Raw genomic sequence first — 15937 nt, 5'->3', positions numbered from 1 at the left:
ACGCTACGAACCGTTCCTGAGAGTCCGCCACGGGGCCGGCCCTCCCCGGGCGGCGAGGCCCGTGACGGCGGGGCGCGGGAGGCCGGGAGGCACCTGGCGGGCGGCCCGGGCGGCGACCGCACGGGCGGTCCGGCGATGCGCGGCTGCCTCGTCGGCGCGGCCCAACGCGGCGGCGAGATCCGCGAGGTGCCGGGCCACCGGGCCGAGGGTCAGCACGCCGCTGCCGGCGCCGGCCAGTTCGTCGGCGGCCGGGACGAGCGCCGCGTACGCCTGCCGCATCGTGGCGTGGTCGTCGAGGGCGAGGGCGGCGCGGGCGGCGAGGCAGATCCGGGCCTCGCGCAGCAGGTCGTGCGGCGAGTCCGGGACGGCGCGCAGCGCGGCGGCGGCCTCGCCGCGCCGACCGGCGGCGAGCAGGACCAGGGGGCGCGCCCAGGGTTCGTACGGCCCGAAGTCGGCCGCGCCCCCGGCGGCGCCCTCCGGCTGCGGCGCGGTCGGCCGCAAACACAGCAGCGCCAACGCGAGCAGCCCCTGCTCCATGCCGGGCATCCCGCCGCCGGTGAGCCGGGCCTGCGCCGCCCGGTAGGCGGCCTCCGCCTCGTCGGGCTGCCCGGCGATCGCCAGTCGCAGGGCGGCGTACCAGCTGGTGAAGACGCCGACCAGCGGCAGGTCGTAGCGTTGCGCGAGGCGTTCGGCGGCGCGGGCGTGCGCGTCCGCGGCCCCGAGGTCGGCCAGCGCGCAGCGCGCCTGGAGCAGGACGAGGTGGCCGAGCACCTCGAAGCTCACCAGCCCGTGCCGACCGGCCAGCTCGACCAGTTCGGCGCCGATGCGGGCGCGCTCGCCGGCGAGGCCGGCCCGGCCGAACGTGTGCAGGAAGCGGGCGTTGAGCGCGTGGGCGAGCAGCGCCGGACGCGACAGCCGCCGGGCGATCGCCTCCGCCTCGCGCGCGGCCCGGTGACCGTCGTCGGTGGTGGTGCCGCGCAGTTCGAGGGCCAGGGTGCTCAGCAGCCGGCTGCGGCGTTGCGGATCGCCGTCGCCGAGCGCGGCCAGCGCCCGCTCGGCGGCCCGGGCGACCTGGCGGGAGAGGTGTTCGTCGTCGTTGCGGGTCCAGACGGCCGGGACGTCGAAGGCCGCGAGGACATCGCCGGTCAGGGTGGCGTCGTCGAGTTCGACGGCGGTGGCGAGCGCCGTGGAGCGCAGTCGCCGCGCCTCGTCGAGGTGGCCGGTGACGGCGAGCGCGCGGCCCAGCCCCATGACCGCGTCCAGCCGCCCCCGTACGTCGCCGTCGCCCGCCCGGTCGTGGGCGGACAGCGCCTGACGCCACAGCCGGGCCGCCTCGTGCGGCTGGAAGCGCCGTTCGGCACGCTCGGCAGCCGCCCGGGCGTAGCGCGCGGCGCGGGGTGCGGTGGCGCGGGTCGCCGCGCGGGCGAAGTGGTGGGCGAGGGCGGTGACGTCGTGCGGGTCCAGCCGCTCGATCGCCTCGCCGGCAGCGGCGTGCCAGCGGGCCCGGCGCGGCGCGGACAGGTCGCCGTAGAGGGTGTCGCGCACCAGGATGTGGGTGAACCGCAGCCGCCCGTCGGCGCCGTGCTCGGTGAGGAATCCGGCGGCCAGGGCGAGGTCGAGACCGTCGAGGACCGACGGGGTGTCGCCGGCGACGGCGGCCAGCAGGTCCGGGTCGAGGTCCCGGCCAAGCACGGCAGCCTGCCGCAGCAGCGTACGGACCTCGTCCGGCAGCCGGGTCAGCCGGTGGCGGATGACGTCGCGTACGCCCGTCGGCACCTCGTGCAGGGCCGCGCCGCCCCCGGTGGCGAGCAGCCGGGCCAACTCCCGTACGAAGAACGGGTTCCCGCCGCTGCGGCGGTGGATCAGGCGCACCACGGACGGGTCCAGCTCCTGCCGGGCGACCGCCCGGGCCAGGTCCCCGGTCGCGGGCTCGGCCAGGCCGCCCAGGTGCACCCGGACCGGTTCGACGCGGGCGAAGCGGGCCAGCGCGGCGGTCAACTCGGGGGTGATCTCGGCGGTGCGGTACGTGCCGACGATCAGCACCGGTCCGGTCACCGGCTCCGGCTCGCCGACCAGGGCGGTCAGCAGGTCCAGGGTGTCGGCGTCGGCGCGGTGCAGGTCGTCGACGACGAGCAGCACCGGTCCCCGCCCGGCGGCCGCCGAGACCAGCGAGGCGGCGGCGCGACGGCGCCGGAACCGGGCCACCGCAGGGTCCACCGCGTCCGCCCCCGGGCCCGCCTCGTCCGCCTCCGGGCCCGGCTGTGCGGCACCGGGGGCGGACGCGGTGAGCGCGGCGGTGATCCGGGCCCAGGGCCAGGCAACCGGGGCGCCCTCGTACTCCGGGCTGCGGCCCCACGCGGTCGTCCAGCCGGCGGCGGCCAGGTCCCGGGCGAGGGCGTCGGCGAGCGCCGTCTTGCCCGCGCCCGGCTCGCCCGAGACGAGGGCGAGCGCGGGGCTGCCGTGCCCGGCGACGCGGGCGGCGGCCTGCCGCAGGGCATTCGACTCCTCGTCCCGCCCGACGAACGGGCGCTCGTCAGGCGGGACGGGCGCGGACGTGGCCGCTCCGGCGCCCGTCGCGGGCGTCGCCGGCCCGGCACCCGTCACGGGCGTGGCCGCCCCGGCACCGACCACGGGCGCGGCCACCACAGGCGGGATCAGTTCCGGCGCCTGGGCGAGGATGTCCGCCTCCAGCCGGCGCAGCCGCGGGCCCGGGTCCACGCCGAGCTCCGTGACCAGGGTGTCGCGCGCCTGCCGCAGCGCGGCGAGCGCCTCGCCCTGGCGGCCCGACCGGTACAGGGCGGTGGCCAGCAGCCGCCAGGCGTCCTCCCGCAGCGGGCGGCCGGCCGTGTGGGCCCGCAGTCCGGCGGCGGCCTCGGCGGCCCGGTCGAGCGCCAGCAGCGCCTCCGCCCGCCGTTCGAGGACCAGCATCCGCAACTCGTCGAGCCGGTCGATGTCCGCGCGGGCCCAGGGCTGGTCCGCGAACTCCGCGTACGCCGGACCGCGCCACAGGCCGAGTGCCTCGTCGAGGCGACGCAGCGCGGGTACGGCGTCGCCGGCCGTCAGCAGCTCGCCGGCCTCCCCGGCCGCCGCCTCGAACCGCCAGGCGTCCACGGCGTCCGGGGCCGCGCGCAGCGCGTAGCCGGGCGGGGCGGTCACCAGCAGGCGGGCGGGTTGCCGGGCCGCCCGGCCCGGTTCCAGGGCGCGGCGCAGGTCGGCGACGAACGTACGGATCGCCCCCACCGCGCCGTCCGAGGCCGTCTCCCACAGGTCCCCGACGAGCCGCTCGACCGGTACGACCCGGCCCCGGGCGACGAGCAGGCGGGCCAGCACGGCGCGGTGGCGGGGGCCCTTCAGCGCGACGGGTTCGGCGTCGCGTACCGCGCGCACCGGTCCCAGCACGCCGAAGGCCACCGCGTCCGTCGCCGGGTGCCTGGTCATGGCACCAATCTAGGCAGGCCCCGCCGGTCGGGTGCCCGGGGCCGGCGCCGCGCGGCACTCATCCGTTGCTGACCGGTCGCTGATCATCCCAGCGCACGCTCGGTGCCGGACGACGTGGTCCCCGGACCACCGCACCCGCCGCGAGGGCGGCACCACAGGAAGGCCCACCATGCACCCGACGATCAGCGGATTCGAGCACCGACGCGTCACCGTCGCCGACGGCGTGACGCTCAGCGCGGCCGTCGCCGGTTCCGGCAGCCCGGTCGTGCTGCTGCACGGCTTCCCGCAGACCCACCTCATGTGGCGGCACGTCGCCGCCGATCTCGCCGCCGACCACACCGTGATCTGCCCCGACCTGCGCGGCTACGGCGACAGCGACAAGCCGGCCGACACGGACGGGACCGCGTACTCGAAGCGGACCATGGCCGCTGACGTGGTCGCGCTCGCCCGGGCGCTGGGCCACGAGCGGTTCGCCCTCGCCGGGCACGACCGTGGCGCCCTGGTCGCCGTCCGCGCCGGCCTGGACCACCCCGGGACGGTCACCCACCTGGCCGCGCTGGACGTGCTGCCCACCCTCGACATGTGGGACGTCATGCGCGGCGTCTCCGCCGCCGTCGGCTTCCACCTCTACCTGATGGCCCAGCCCCCGGGTCTGCCCGAGCGGCTGATCGGGGCGAGCCCGGACGCCTTCTTCGGCCACTTCCTCGACGCCTGGACCCGCGACCCGGACGCCATCCCCGCCCAGGTGCGGGCGGCGTACCTGCGGGCGTCCCGGGAGGCGGTGCCCTCCATCGTCGCCGACTACCGGGCCTCCGCCGGGATCGACGTCGCGCACGACCGCGCCGACCGGGCCGCCGGCGCGACGCTGCGGATGCCGGTGAGCGTGCTGCAACAGGACTGGGGTGCCGCCCTCGGCTACGACGCGGCCGCGCTGTGGCGGGCCTGGGCACCCGACCTGGAGCACCGGACGGTCACCTGCGGGCACTTCATGGCCGAGGAGGCGCCCACCGAGGTCGTCGCCGCCCTGCGCGCCCTGCTGGCCCGGTAGCGCCGGGCGACGCCCCCGGCCGCGGTGCCCGCCCGCCCCGGACCGGCGCCAGGGGTCGGATCCGGTCGGGGGACCGTCGCGCCGCGCCGGGGCGGTCCGGTGGCGGCAACCGCACTAGGGTGGCCTTGTGACGACGCGCACCACGAGCGCTGGCGCTGCCCCGGTCGGCGCGCTGCCCGCCGCCGGGACGGCGGCGCGGTGACCGGCCGGCTGGCGCAGCTGTGGCGCTATCCGGTGAAGTCGATGCTGGGCGAGCGGCTGCCCGCCGCCGACGTCGGCCCGGCGGGCGTGGCGGGCGACCGGCGGCTGGCCCTGCGGCACCGGGGCACCGGGCGGGTGGCCAGCGCGAAACACCCCCGGCTCTGGCGTGGCCTGCTCGCGCTCCACGCGACCGGCGCCGCACCCGGGCCCGTACGCATCACGCTGCCCGACGGGCGGGCCGTGTCCAGCGTCGACCCCGACGTCGACGACGTGCTGTCGCGGGTGCTCGACGCCCCGGTCACGCTGATCGACCGGCCCCCCGCCGGGGCGGTGCTGGACCGGGCCGACCCGGACGCGGTGCTGGCCGCCGGCCTCACCGCCGAGGTTCCGGTCGACGCCAGTCCGCTCGGGGCGGCGGCGCCGGGCACCTTCTTCGACTTCGCCCCGGTGCACCTGGTCACCACGGCCACGCTGGCCCGGGTGGCCGCCGAGCTTCCGGCCGGCACCGTCGAGGCGGTCCGCTACCGGCCCAACCTCGTGCTCGACGTCGACGTGGACGGCTTCGCCGAGAACGACTGGGTCGGCCGCGAGCTGCGGATCGGCCCGGAGTTGGTGCTGCGGGTGCTCGCCCCGACCCCACGGTGCGCGGTGCCGACCCTGGCGCACGGGCCGCTCCCCCGGCAGGGCGCGGCGCTGCGCGTACCGGCCCGGCTCAACCGGGTGGCGCCGCTGCCGCAGCTGGGCCCACAGCCGTGCGTGGGGGCGTACGCGCAGGTGGTCCGAAGCGGTCGGGTGGCGCAGGGCTCGACGGTCGAGGTCGGCTGAGCCGGCTCAGTCGTCGTCCTCGTCGTCGTTCCGCAGCCCCGTGTCGACCCGGTCGAGCAGGGCGTCGAGTCGCGCCGCCGTGTCCGGCGGGATCTGCCCCTCCTCGGCGGCCTTTGCGAGGCGCTCCCGCAGCTGCTCGACCCTCTTGGCCCGGTCCTTCTGCTTGCCCCGGCTCAGGTCGGCGAGCTTGTCCCGCAGCCCCTCGACCGTCTTGCGGTCGATCTCGCCGCGCGCCTGCGCCCAGGCGAGCACCGCGGCGAACTCCGCGATGAACTGCGGCAGGCCGACCGGTTCGGGCCGCGCGGTCACCGGCGGCGGGGCGGCGGTCGTGGCCGGCGGTCGCGTCGGTCTGGCCGACGTCGGCTCGCCGCCCGGTGTGCCGGTGGTGGGGGCCGCCGCCGGTGGTGGGCTCGCCCCGTCGGTGAGCACGAGCGCCCCGACGAGCCCGACGAGCAGCGCCACGCCGACGGCGACCAGCGCGGTGACGGGCCTGTCCCGCGTCGCCCGCGCGTCGGTGGCCGGGACGCCCCGGCCGGTACGGGCGGCCACGGGTCGGTGCCCGCCGGCCGGTGCGGGGTACGGCACCCCCGCGCGCCCGGACGCCGGCCCGGGCAGCGCGCGGTCGGGTCCTGGCAGCGCGCGGTCGACCAGGGTCGGCGGGTGCGCGGGGCTCCCCGGCAGGGTCGGCAGGACGACCGCCGGCGGGTTGGCCGACGTCGACGCGCCGAGACGGGCGGACAGCTCGGCGGCGCCCGGCCGGCGCGCCGGGTCGGTGGCGAGGCAGGCCAGGGTCAGCTCGGCGACGTCGGCCGGCAGCCCCGGCACCCGCGGGGACGGCACCGACCGGTGCCCGGCGTGCACCTCCAGCGCGTCCTCCCAGGTCTGCACGGGCAGCGGGGCCCGGCCGGTGAGGGTGCGGTAGAGCAGCGCCCCCAGGGCGTAGACGTCGCTGGCCGGGTTCGGCGGCCCGGGTCGCATCCGCTCCGGGGCGAAGTAGGCGGGGGTGCCCATCAGCAGCTCGCCGGTCTGACCGGCGCGCGGATGGTGCGGCCCGGCGAGCGCGGCGATGCCGAAGTCGAGGACCTTGGCGCCGGTCTCGGTGAGCATGACGTTGCCGGGCTTGACGTCGCGGTGCACGACGCCGATGCGGTGGGCGGCGGCGAGCGCGCCGGCGACCTGGGCGGCCATCCGCACCGCCTCCGGCCAGGGCAGCGGGCCGGAGGCGAGCCGGTCGGCGAGGTTGTGCCCCTGCACCAGCTCCATCACCAGGTACGGCACGACCACGCCGCCGTCGAGGGTCGCCTCGCCGTAGTCGTACACCTGGGTGACGTGCGGGTGGGTGAGCCGCGCGGCGGCGCGGGCCTCGCGCTGGATGGTGGCCCGCAGCTGCGGGTCGGTGGCGAACTGACGGGTGAGGGCCTTGACCGCGACGGGCCGGTGCAGCACCTCGTCGTCGGCGCGCCACACCTCGGACATTCCGCCGAGGCCGATGCGCTCGCGCAGGACGTAGCGGTCGTGCAACCGCAGAGCGGGCGAGAACGGCGACATAGCCCTCCAGTCTGCCCTGCCGGCGGGGGTGGCCACCAGCGCGGTGCCCGTCGGCCGGGCGAGCTGATCGACGAGGCGCACGCACGAGGCCGCCAGCGCCGTCGTCCCGGACGCGGGCGCGGGTCAGGGCTTGCGGGCCACCGCCCCGTACATGCTGACCTCGGCCGCCGTCGGACGCGGCTGCGGGGCGTCCTCGGCACGCCACTCGGCGACGGAGGTGATGCCGGGCTCGACCAGCTCCAGCCCCGCGAAGAAGCGGGTGAACTCGGCCCGGGTGCGCAGGTTGATCAGGCCGTGCGGCCCGTCACCCCGGGCCGCCGCCTTCGCCTCCTGCGCCACCTGCGGCGGCAGGTAGTCGTGGGTGGCGTGCGAGGCAGCCAGGAAGCTGCCCGGCGGCAGCGCGTCGAGCAGCCGCGTGACCACGGCGTACGGGTCGTCGTCGTCGCCCACGAAGTGCAGGATCGCGACCAGCATCAGGGCCACCGGCCGGGACGGGTCGATGGTGCGCAGCAGGTCCGGGTGGCGCAGGATGCGCTCCGGGTCGCGCAGGTCGGCGTCGATGTAGGCGGTGGCGCCCTCGGGCGAGCTGGTCAGCAGCGCCCGAGCGTGCGCGAGCACGATCGGGTCGTTGTCGACGTAGACCACCCGCGACTCGGGGGCGACCGCCTGGGCGACCTCGTGCGTGTTGTCGGCGGTCGGGATGCCGGTGCCGATGTCGAGGAACTGGCGGATGCCCTCCTCCCGGGCGAGGTGCCGCACCGCCCGCTGGAGGAAACGCCGGTTCTCCAGGGCGGCGGTGCGGATCGTCGGGAAGGCCGCCGCCACCATGTCGCCGGAGTCCCGGTCGGCCTGGAAGTTGTCCTTGCCGCCGAGCCAGTAGTTGTACCGGCGCGCGGGGTGGGCCACCGAGGTGTCGATGCGGTCGCTGGGGCTGGCGGGGCCGGACGTCGTGCCCGGGGCATCGGTGGTCAAGGCAGCCTCCACGACTCTGCGCCGCCGCGAGCGGGGGCGTCCGTCCACTGTCGCCGGTCGGCGACCATGTTAGCCGCAGCCCCGGCCGGACGACGCCCCGCAGTGCTCACCCCGGATAGAGGTCGTCCAGGATCCCGCCGAGGATCTCGGGCGTACGCTCCGGTGGCTCTGCCTCCACGCAGAGGCGCTCCATCGCCACCGCGTAGTAGTCGAGGTCGTCGCGCTTGTCGAGGTAGAGCGCGCTGGTGAGCTGTTCGATGTAGACGACGTCGGGCAGTTCCTGGTCGCCGAAGCGCAGGATGGTGAAGGCCCCACCGGCGGCGGCGTGCCCCCCGGCGGCGAACGGGATGACCTGGAGCCGGATGTTCGGCGACTTGGTCGCCTCGATCAGTGCCGCCACCTGGTCACGCATCACCCGGGGGCCGCCGATCGGCCGGCGCAGGGCGGCCTCGTCCACCACCGCCCACAGCTGCGGCGGGCGCTCGCGGTGCAGCAACCGCTGGCGCTGCATGCGCAGGGCGACCCGTCGCTCGATCTCCGCCGGCGCGGCCCGCCCGTGCCCGAGCAGCACCACCGCGCGGGCGTACTCGCGGGTCTGGAGCAGGCCCGGGACGAACTGGACCTCGTAGCTGCGGATGAGCACCGCGGCCGCCTCCAGCCCCAGGTACGACTGGAACCAGCTCGGCAGCACGTCGCCGTAGCGGTGCCACCAGCCCGGGCTGTTGGCGTCGCGGGCGAGCTTGAGCAGCGCCTCCCGCTCCTCGGACGCGGTGACGCCGTAGAGGGTGAGCAGGTCCGCGACGTCGCGCTCCTTGAAGCCGACCCGGCCCAGCTCCATCCGGCTGATCTTCGACTCGGACGCGCGGATCTCCCAGCCGGCGCCCTCCCGGGTCACCCCGCTGGACTCGCGCAGCCGACGCAACTGGGCGCCGAGCAACATGCGCAGCACGGTCGGGCCGGTCCCCGGACCGCCCTCGGCGGGACCCATCGCCACAGCCGACCTCCACACGCCGTTCGGGTCGGCCAGGTGCCCCCGCGCGGCCGACGTGTAAGCATGCCATGAACCGTGAGTGAGGTGAACTTCCTCGGTGCGGACAATCCGTCCCGCCGACGGGACGCGGTCAGGCGATCAGATCGTCGAAGTCGCCGTCGCGGGCACCGAGCACGAAGGCGGCGATCTCGTCGACCGTGTAGATCAGCGCCGGCCCCTCGGGGTGCCGGGAGTTGCGCATGGCGATGCCGGCGCCGCCCGGCAGTTCGGCCAGCTCGACGCAGTTGCCGCTGGGGTTGCTCCGGCGACTCTTCTGCCAGCGCAGCGGGGGCAGCTGGGTCGTGGGAACGCCGTTCGGAGGCTGTTGCATGGGCGTCTTTCTCTCGCGAGCCCCGCGACGCCGGCCGCGGTGGCTCGGTGAGGGGCGCACGGCATCGACGATGGGCTTCCTGCACGTGCATCTGCTATTGCATCTGCATCGGACAGCGAGCATGATAACGCACGTGAACGGTACCCATCTGTTCACTGAGAGTTACCGAACCTGGGCTGTCACCAGGGCGGAGAGGGCCTGGCGCGGGCGTGGACCGCCGCGTGCCGGGGCCGGGAGTCATCGTGGTGATGGGAGGTCTCGTGCCGGATCCGTTGACCATCGCGTCCGGCATCTGTGCCGCCGGGGCACTCGTCACCTCCTGGCAGCTGCGGCGCCGCGCGATCGAGGCCGAGGCCGAGATCAGGCACCTCCAGGCCGAGCTGGCCGCCGAGCGGCACGCCGCCAGCCACGACCCCCTCACCGGCCTGCCCAACCGCCGAGCCTTCTACCGCCTGGCCGCCACCCTGCTCACCGACGCGGCCGGCCAGCCGCTCATCGCCGTGGTGCTCGACCTCGACGACTTCAAGCAGATCAACGACCGTTACGGGCACGCCGCCGGCGACCAGGTGCTGGTCAGCGTCGCCCAGCGGCTCGCCGCCTTCGCCGGGGACAACCTGGTCGCCCGGCTCGGCGGCGACGAGTTCGCCGGGTTGCTCACCAGCCCCACGATCGACCGGCGGTGGATCGAGCACGCCACGCGGCGGCTCTGCGACAGCCTCGCCGCCCCGATCCCGCTGGGCGGGCTCAGCGTCCGGGTGACCGCCTCCGTCGGGCTCGCCCCCGTCACCGGGCCGGCGCAGCTCACCGAGGCGCTCGACCGGGCCGACGCCGCGATGTACCGGGCCAAGAGCCTCGGTGTGGCCCGCCCGCCCCGCCAGCTCGTCGACACCGCCCACCTGGCGGAGTGCTGAGCGGGCCGGCCCGCCCCGACGGACCGCCGACCGGGCGCGACGCGTTTCGACGTGTCCCGCGACGGCCGGCGGGTATGCCAGCGGGGTCAGCGCCACAACGGCCGGAAGGGGAACCACCGTGGCGAGCATCCGCGCTGTGGTCCTGAACTGCACCCTCAAGCGGTCCCCCGCCCCGTCGAGCGCCGAGGTGCTCGGGCGCGAGGTGCTCGACGCCCTCGCCGGGCAGGGGGTGGCGGGCGACCTGGTCCGGGTCGTCGACCACGACGTGCGGTTCGGGGTCTCCACCGACGAGGGCGACGGCGACGGCTGGCCGGCCATCCGGTCCAAGCTGATGGCCGCGCAGATCCTCGTCATCGCCACACCGATCTGGCTCGGCCAGCCGTCCGCGGTGTGCAAGATGGTCCTCGAGCGGCTCGACGCCGAGCTGTCCGAGACCGACGCCGAGGGCCGGCTGCTCACCTACGGCAAGGTCGCCGGGGTCGCGGTCGTCGGCAACGAGGACGGCGCGCACCACACCATCGGCGAGGTGCAGCAGGCCCTCAACGAGGTCGGCTTCACCTGCCCCGCGGCGGGCGCCACCTACTGGGTCGGCGAGGCGCTGCACAAGGTGGACTACATCGACGCCCGCCCCAAGCCCGACACCACGGGACGCACCACGAAGGCGCTGGCGCTCAACAGCGCGCACCTGGCCCGGCTCCTGGCCGAGCAGCCGTACCCGCCGCCGGACGCCCGCGACGCCGCGGTCGGCCCGAGCCGCGAGCCGGCCTGACGCTCAGCGCCAGCCGTAGCCGGCCCGTAGGGCCTGCCCCACCCGGTCGAACCGGGCCCGGTCCAGCACCGCGCCCTCGCGGCGGATGCCGTCCTCGCGCATGGTCAGTACGCGGTCCAGCCGCACCCAGCTCGGCCGGTTGTCCCGGTCCCACTCGCCCGGACCGAGCGCGAGCCAGTGCCGCTGCCCGTCGCGCTCGCTCTGGCTGGACAGCATCAGCCCGAACAGCGTCCGGCTGTGCCTGCCCACCACCAGCACCGGGCGGTCCTTGCCCTGGCGCGGGTCGTCCTCGTACGGCACCCAGGTCCAGACGATCTCCCCCGGATCGGCGTGCCCGTCGCGCTCCGGGGCGTACGCCAGTTGCCGGCGCTGCAACGCGGCCACCTGGCGGGGACGGGCGACCTGCGCCGGGCCCGGCCGGGGCCGACGCGGCGACGGGATGACCCCGCCGATGCGGGCCGCCACACTCCTGAGAAGTCCTGCCACGACCGGCAGCCTATCCCCCGCCGGGACCGGCGGCCCGGTGGGGACAATCCGGTGGACCGGGCCCGGGGCGAGCCGTCAGGATCGGCGCCATGCCGGTTCCCCCGCATCAGGTCCGCGCCCGTCACACCGCCGACACCGTCACCGTGTACCAGGCGTACCCGCCGGAGATCGCGGGTCCGGCGCTGGCCGCCGGCCGCTTCGTGCCGCCGTTCAAGCGGGAACGGATGACGTGGATCAAGCCGTCGTTCCGCTGGATGATGTACCGCTGCGGGTGGGGCGCGAAACCCGGGCAGGAGCGGGTGCTGGCCGTCGAGATCACCCGCGCCGGCTTCGAGTGGGCGCTGGCCAACTCGTGCCCGAGCAGCTACGACCGCGACCTGCACCCCGACCGGGAGACCTGGTCGCGGCGGCTGCGGGCCAGCCCCGTGCGGGTGCAGTGGGACCCGGAACGGTCGCTGCGCCTGGCCCCGCTGCCGCACCGGTCCCTCCAGGTCGGGCTCGGCGGCGAGGCGGTGCGGCGTTACGTCGACGAGTGGCTCGTCGGTCTCACCGACGTGACCCCGACCGCCCATGCGGTGCGCGCGGCGCTCGACGCGGGCGACGACACCGCCGCCGAGGCGCTGCTGCCGCCGGAGCGCCCGTATCCGCTGCCGCCCGAGGTGGCCGCCGTGATCGGCGCGACGGCGCGTCCGTGAGCCGCGCCGTACCCCTTGCGCGTGCTTGACTGGGGTGTCGGTGCGGGCACGGAGGAGGCGGTGGCGGATGGTCTTCCCGGTACGGACGCGGAGCCTGGTCACGCAGCCGACCGCCGTCGGGGCGCGCACCCGCTCCCGGCGGCGGGCCGCAGGCGCGGCGACCGTCGCCCTGGTCCTGCTGGCCGGTGCCACCGGCTGCACCGGCAGCGGGCGTCCGGAACCCCCGCCGGCCGGCGTCGCGTCCGCCACGGCCGCCACCGACCCGTCCCCGACGCCGGCCGTCGAGGTCCGCGACGACCTGGCGGGCGTGTTCCGGCAGGCCGGCCTGCGGGGCACCTTCGTGATGTACGACGTGACGGCCGGACGCGTCGTCATGGTCGACCGGGAACGGGCGCAACGGCGCCTCGTCCCCGCCTCGACGTTCAAGATCGCGCACAGCCTGATCGCGCTGGAGACCGGCGTGGTGCGCGACGAGCGGCAGAAGGTGCCGTACGGCGGCGGGCCGCAGCGCGTCGCCGCCTGGGAGCGGGACATGGGGCTGCGCGACGCGGTCCGGGTCTCCAACGTGCCGGTGTTCCAGGAGCTGGCCCGCCGCATCGGGCCGGAGCGGGAGCGGGAGTGGCTGCGCCGGCTCGGCTACGGCAACGGCGAGGTCGGGTCGGTCGTCGACCGGTTCTGGTTGAGCGGGCCGCTGGAGATCTCGGCCGACGAGCAGGCGCGGTGGCTGGCCCGGCTGGCCCGGGGCGAGCTGCCGGCCGACCGGGGGCACCAGGCCACCGTCCGGGACATCCTGCGCCTGGAGCGCACCGGCGGGTACGCCCTGTACGGCAAGACCGGCTGGACGGACGCCACCGACCCGGGCACGGGATGGTGGGTCGGCTGGGTCGAACGCGGCGACCGGCTGTACTGCTTCGCGCTGAACGTGGACGTCCGCGCGGACGGCGACGCCGACAAGCGCCTGCCGCTGGGCCGGCAGCTGCTGCACCGCCTCGGCGCCCTGCCCACCCCCTGACCTCGACCCGCCACCGGGCGGTCCACGGACACGGCCGATAACCGGTTGCCGCGCGCGGCCGGCATCCGGAATCGTGTCGGCCATGACGTTCTGACGGGCAGAACCCCCATCGCCGAGGCGCGCGGCACCGACCGGTGTCGTGGTGCCGTCCGTCCATTCCCGTTTACGCGAGAAGCGAGCGTCCTTGTCTCCGCACCAGTTCCTGCCGCAGTCCGCCCCGGCCACGGTCGCCGTGTTCGCCTCCCCCACGAGCTGGATCGAGTCCGACGCCCTGGCGCAGTGCCGGCAGGTGGCCGCCCTCGACGGCATGGTCCACGTCGCCGCCATGCCGGACCTGCACCCGGGCAAGGGCGCCCCCATCGGCGCCGCCATGGCCTCGACCGTGCTGTACCCGTTCCTGGTGGGCTCCGACATCGGCTGCGGCATCGCCGTGTTCCCGATCAGGCTCAAGCGTGCCGTGCCGGAGCGGCTCGCCGCCCGCTTCCCCGACCTCGACCGCCCGCTCGACCCCGAGCGGGACGCCGACGACCCCGCCTGGGCCGTCCTGCACGGCGACATCCCCGCCGGGCACACCGAAGGACTCGCCACGGTCGGCCGGGGCAACCACTTCGTCGAACTGGCGCGCGTCGGGACGGTCTTCGAGCCGGGCCACGCGGGCCGCCTCGGGCTCGACGCCGGCGACCTCGTGCTCGTCGTACACTCCGGCTCCCGGGGGCTGGGCGAGCGCATCCTGCGGGCGCACACCGAGACCCACGGCGCCGGCCCCGCCCCTGACCCGGCGGCCTACCTGGCGGCGCACGACGACGCCGTACGGTGGGGCTCACTCAACCGCCGGCTGCTGGCCGCCCGGGTCGCCCACGCCCTGGGGGCCGAGCCCACCGCGCCCGTCGTCGACCAGTGCCACAACCTGGTGGAGGTCCGCGACGGGGTCTACCTGCACCGCAAGGGTGCCGCACCGGGCGACGACCGCGACGTGCTCGTCGCCGGCACCCGGGGCACCCCCTCCTACCTGGTGGCCGCCCATGCCGGCCCGGAGGCCAACCACTCGGTGGCGCACGGCGCGGGTCGCAAGATGTCCCGCGCGGACGCCCTGCGGCGCAGCCGGGCCAAGCACACCGTCGAGGAGCTGCGCCGCACCCCCGTGGGTTCGCTGGTGGTGTGCGGCGACCGCCAGTTGCTCTTCGAGGAGGCGCCCACGGCCTACAAACGGATCGAGCGCGTGGTCGACGACCTCGTCGAGCACGGTCTGGCCACCCCGGTGGCCACCACCGTCCCCCTGGTCACCTACAAGACGCCGGACGTCGGGTCCGCCGCCCGGCCGGACCGTCGGGACGACCGCCGCAGGCGGGGCCGGCCATGAGCCCGCACCTGCTGATGTCCGCCGGGCGCGGCCCGCAGGAGTGCGCCTGGGCGCTGGCCCGGCTGCTGCGCCGTCTCGAGGCCGACGCCGCCCGGCGGGGCCTGACGACCCAGCGGGTCGAGACGGTGCCCGGCGACCGGCCCGGCACCTTCCGGTCGGCCCTGATCCGGATCGACGGGGACGACGCCCAGGCGTTCACCGCCTCGTGGACCGGCACCCTGTGCTGGCAGGCCCCCAGCCCCTACCGGGCGGGCACCGGCCGGAAGAACTGGTACGTCGTCGCCCGACCGTGCCGGCTCGACAGCCCGGTCACGACGTTCGCGGAGGCGGACGTCGACATCGTGGCCTGCCGCACCGGCGGGCCGGGCGGCCAGCACCGGAACAAGGCCAGCACGGCGGTGCGCGCGACCCACCGGCCCTCGGGCCTCGTGGTCGTGGTCGACACGGAACGGCAGTTCAGCCTGAACCGCCGCCTCGCCCTCCAACTGCTGCGGCAGCGCATCGCGCGCGGCGACGAGGCCGCGGGGCGGGCCGTCGTCGCCGCACGCTGGCGCATCCACGACGAACTCGTCCGTGGCGACCCCACCCGCGTGGAGCGCCCGGAGCCGTCGGAGCGGGAGGCGGCCCCGACACGTCCACTGCCGACCCGACGGGGCCGGGGGACCGCGTCCTAGGCGAGGCAGGCGAGCAGGTCCCGGTAGGCCTCGTCCTCCCTGCCGTGCTCGCTGCGCACCACCCGCGTGCCGGGCCGGGCGGCCACGACCGTGAGCAGCCGGTCGTACATGGCCGCCAGCTCCGTGGCCCCGCCGTGGCGGTCGAGCAGGCGCTGGGCGTCGAGATGCGTTGGGTCGCTGGAGGTACGGCTGCGCTCGGCGAAGCGCCGCAGCGCGTTCTCCTTGTCGTCGAGCAGCACGATCTCGTGGAAGTCCGCGCCGGTGTCGTGCGCGACGCGCTCGGCCTGCTCGATGAACTCGATGCGCCCGAGGAACTGCGGGACGATCACGTCGTGGCGGCCGGCCAGGTGCGCCCGGGCCGCCGCCAGGGCGACGGTACGGGCGAGCAGGCCGGCGGGACCGGCGTGGTCACGCCACCGGCCGACGAGATCGCGGATCCGGTCGATGTCGAGGTCGAGCGCGAGCGGGTGATCCTCGACGTAGCGGCGGGCCAACGTCGACTTGCCGCAGCCGGGTGGCCCGTTGAGCACGATCAGGCGCGGCGCCGACGCGGCGGCCGGCGGAGCCTGCGTCACGGTGTGCCTCCTCGCTCGGCCCGGCGGAGCCCGTACGGACGCCCACGATCGTACGGGCGGAC

General features: G+C 76.4%; 15 protein-coding genes. 8 read left to right on the top strand and 7 right to left on the bottom strand.

All coding sequences use genetic code 11. From position 1 onward, the window contains the following. Positions 1 to 3: 3 nt before the first annotated feature. Complete coding sequence (locus tag CLT72_RS03480) at positions 4 to 3438, bottom strand: AfsR/SARP family transcriptional regulator (protein WP_101409487.1); 3435 nt, start codon at positions 3436 to 3438, stop codon at positions 4 to 6. Positions 3439 to 3607: 169 nt separating this feature from the next. Between CLT72_RS03480 and CLT72_RS03475 the strand changes: the two genes are divergently transcribed. Then, complete coding sequence (locus CLT72_RS03475) at positions 3608 to 4486, top strand: alpha/beta fold hydrolase (RefSeq protein WP_101409486.1); 879 nt, start codon at positions 3608 to 3610, stop codon at positions 4484 to 4486. A gap of 198 nt (positions 4487 to 4684) precedes the next feature. Beyond that, entirely contained in the window at positions 4685 to 5512 is an 828-nt protein-coding gene (locus CLT72_RS03470) for an MOSC domain-containing protein (protein ID WP_101409485.1), read from the top strand. A gap of 6 nt (positions 5513 to 5518) precedes the next feature. Here CLT72_RS03470 and CLT72_RS03465 read toward each other — a convergent pair whose 3' ends face one another. The 4 genes from CLT72_RS03465 to CLT72_RS03450 all read right to left on the bottom strand — a co-directional run bounded on the left by CLT72_RS03465 (position 5519) and on the right by CLT72_RS03450 (position 9393). Beyond that, positions 5519 to 7060, bottom strand: a complete 1542-nt coding sequence (locus CLT72_RS03465; RefSeq protein WP_101409484.1) for a serine/threonine-protein kinase — start codon at positions 7058 to 7060, stop codon at positions 5519 to 5521. Between the two features lie 123 nt (positions 7061 to 7183). Next, entirely contained in the window at positions 7184 to 8032 is an 849-nt protein-coding gene (locus CLT72_RS03460) for an SAM-dependent methyltransferase (RefSeq protein ID WP_101409483.1), read from the bottom strand. A 106-nt stretch (positions 8033 to 8138) separates the two neighbouring features. Further along, complete coding sequence (locus CLT72_RS03455) at positions 8139 to 9026, bottom strand: helix-turn-helix domain-containing protein (RefSeq protein ID WP_101409482.1); 888 nt, start codon at positions 9024 to 9026, stop codon at positions 8139 to 8141. 127 nt (positions 9027 to 9153) lie between these two features. Beyond that, on the bottom strand, positions 9154 to 9393 hold the full coding sequence (locus CLT72_RS03450; protein ID WP_089000719.1) for a DUF397 domain-containing protein: 240 nt from the start codon (positions 9391 to 9393) through the stop codon (positions 9154 to 9156). Between the two features lie 260 nt (positions 9394 to 9653). Between CLT72_RS03450 and CLT72_RS03445 the strand changes: the two genes are divergently transcribed. Together CLT72_RS03445 and CLT72_RS03440 are read left to right on the top strand one after the other, a co-directional pair. Further along, complete coding sequence (locus tag CLT72_RS03445; protein WP_089003535.1) at positions 9654 to 10304, top strand: GGDEF domain-containing protein; 651 nt, start codon at positions 9654 to 9656, stop codon at positions 10302 to 10304. Positions 10305 to 10422: 118 nt separating this feature from the next. Next, positions 10423 to 11073: a flavodoxin family protein gene (locus tag CLT72_RS03440; RefSeq protein ID WP_101409481.1), complete on the top strand. Its 651-nt coding sequence runs from the start codon at positions 10423 to 10425 to the stop codon at positions 11071 to 11073. A 3-nt stretch (positions 11074 to 11076) separates the two neighbouring features. Here the strand turns inward: CLT72_RS03440 and CLT72_RS03435 are convergent, their stop codons facing one another. After that, positions 11077 to 11559, bottom strand: a complete 483-nt coding sequence (locus tag CLT72_RS03435; protein WP_089000721.1) for a type II toxin-antitoxin system PemK/MazF family toxin — start codon at positions 11557 to 11559, stop codon at positions 11077 to 11079. 89 nt (positions 11560 to 11648) lie between these two features. Here CLT72_RS03435 and CLT72_RS03430 point away from each other — a divergent pair, with 89 nt between their 5' ends. The 4 genes from CLT72_RS03430 (at position 11649) to prfH (ending at position 15300) form a co-directional block, all read left to right on the top strand. Continuing rightward, positions 11649 to 12254: a DUF4291 domain-containing protein gene (locus CLT72_RS03430; protein ID WP_101409480.1), complete on the top strand. Its 606-nt coding sequence runs from the start codon at positions 11649 to 11651 to the stop codon at positions 12252 to 12254. 67 nt (positions 12255 to 12321) lie between these two features. Further along, positions 12322 to 13266: a class D beta-lactamase gene (gene blaOXA, locus CLT72_RS03425; protein ID WP_101409479.1), complete on the top strand. Its 945-nt coding sequence runs from the start codon at positions 12322 to 12324 to the stop codon at positions 13264 to 13266. Between the two features lie 184 nt (positions 13267 to 13450). Next, complete coding sequence (locus CLT72_RS03420) at positions 13451 to 14626, top strand: RNA ligase RtcB family protein (protein WP_101409478.1); 1176 nt, start codon at positions 13451 to 13453, stop codon at positions 14624 to 14626. Continuing rightward, positions 14623 to 15300: a peptide chain release factor H gene (gene prfH, locus CLT72_RS03415; RefSeq protein WP_101409477.1), complete on the top strand. Its 678-nt coding sequence runs from the start codon at positions 14623 to 14625 to the stop codon at positions 15298 to 15300. The genes CLT72_RS03420 and prfH overlap by 4 nt, the downstream gene beginning before the upstream one ends. Here prfH and CLT72_RS03410 read toward each other — a convergent pair. Next, complete coding sequence (locus tag CLT72_RS03410; RefSeq protein ID WP_101409476.1) at positions 15297 to 15875, bottom strand: AAA family ATPase; 579 nt, start codon at positions 15873 to 15875, stop codon at positions 15297 to 15299. The two genes, prfH and CLT72_RS03410, sit on opposite strands and share 4 nt — an antisense overlap. Positions 15876 to 15937 lie beyond the last annotated feature (62 nt).

Source organism: Micromonospora sp. CNZ309, assembly GCF_002846525.1.
This window is presented reverse-complemented; position numbering and strand designations above follow the sequence as displayed.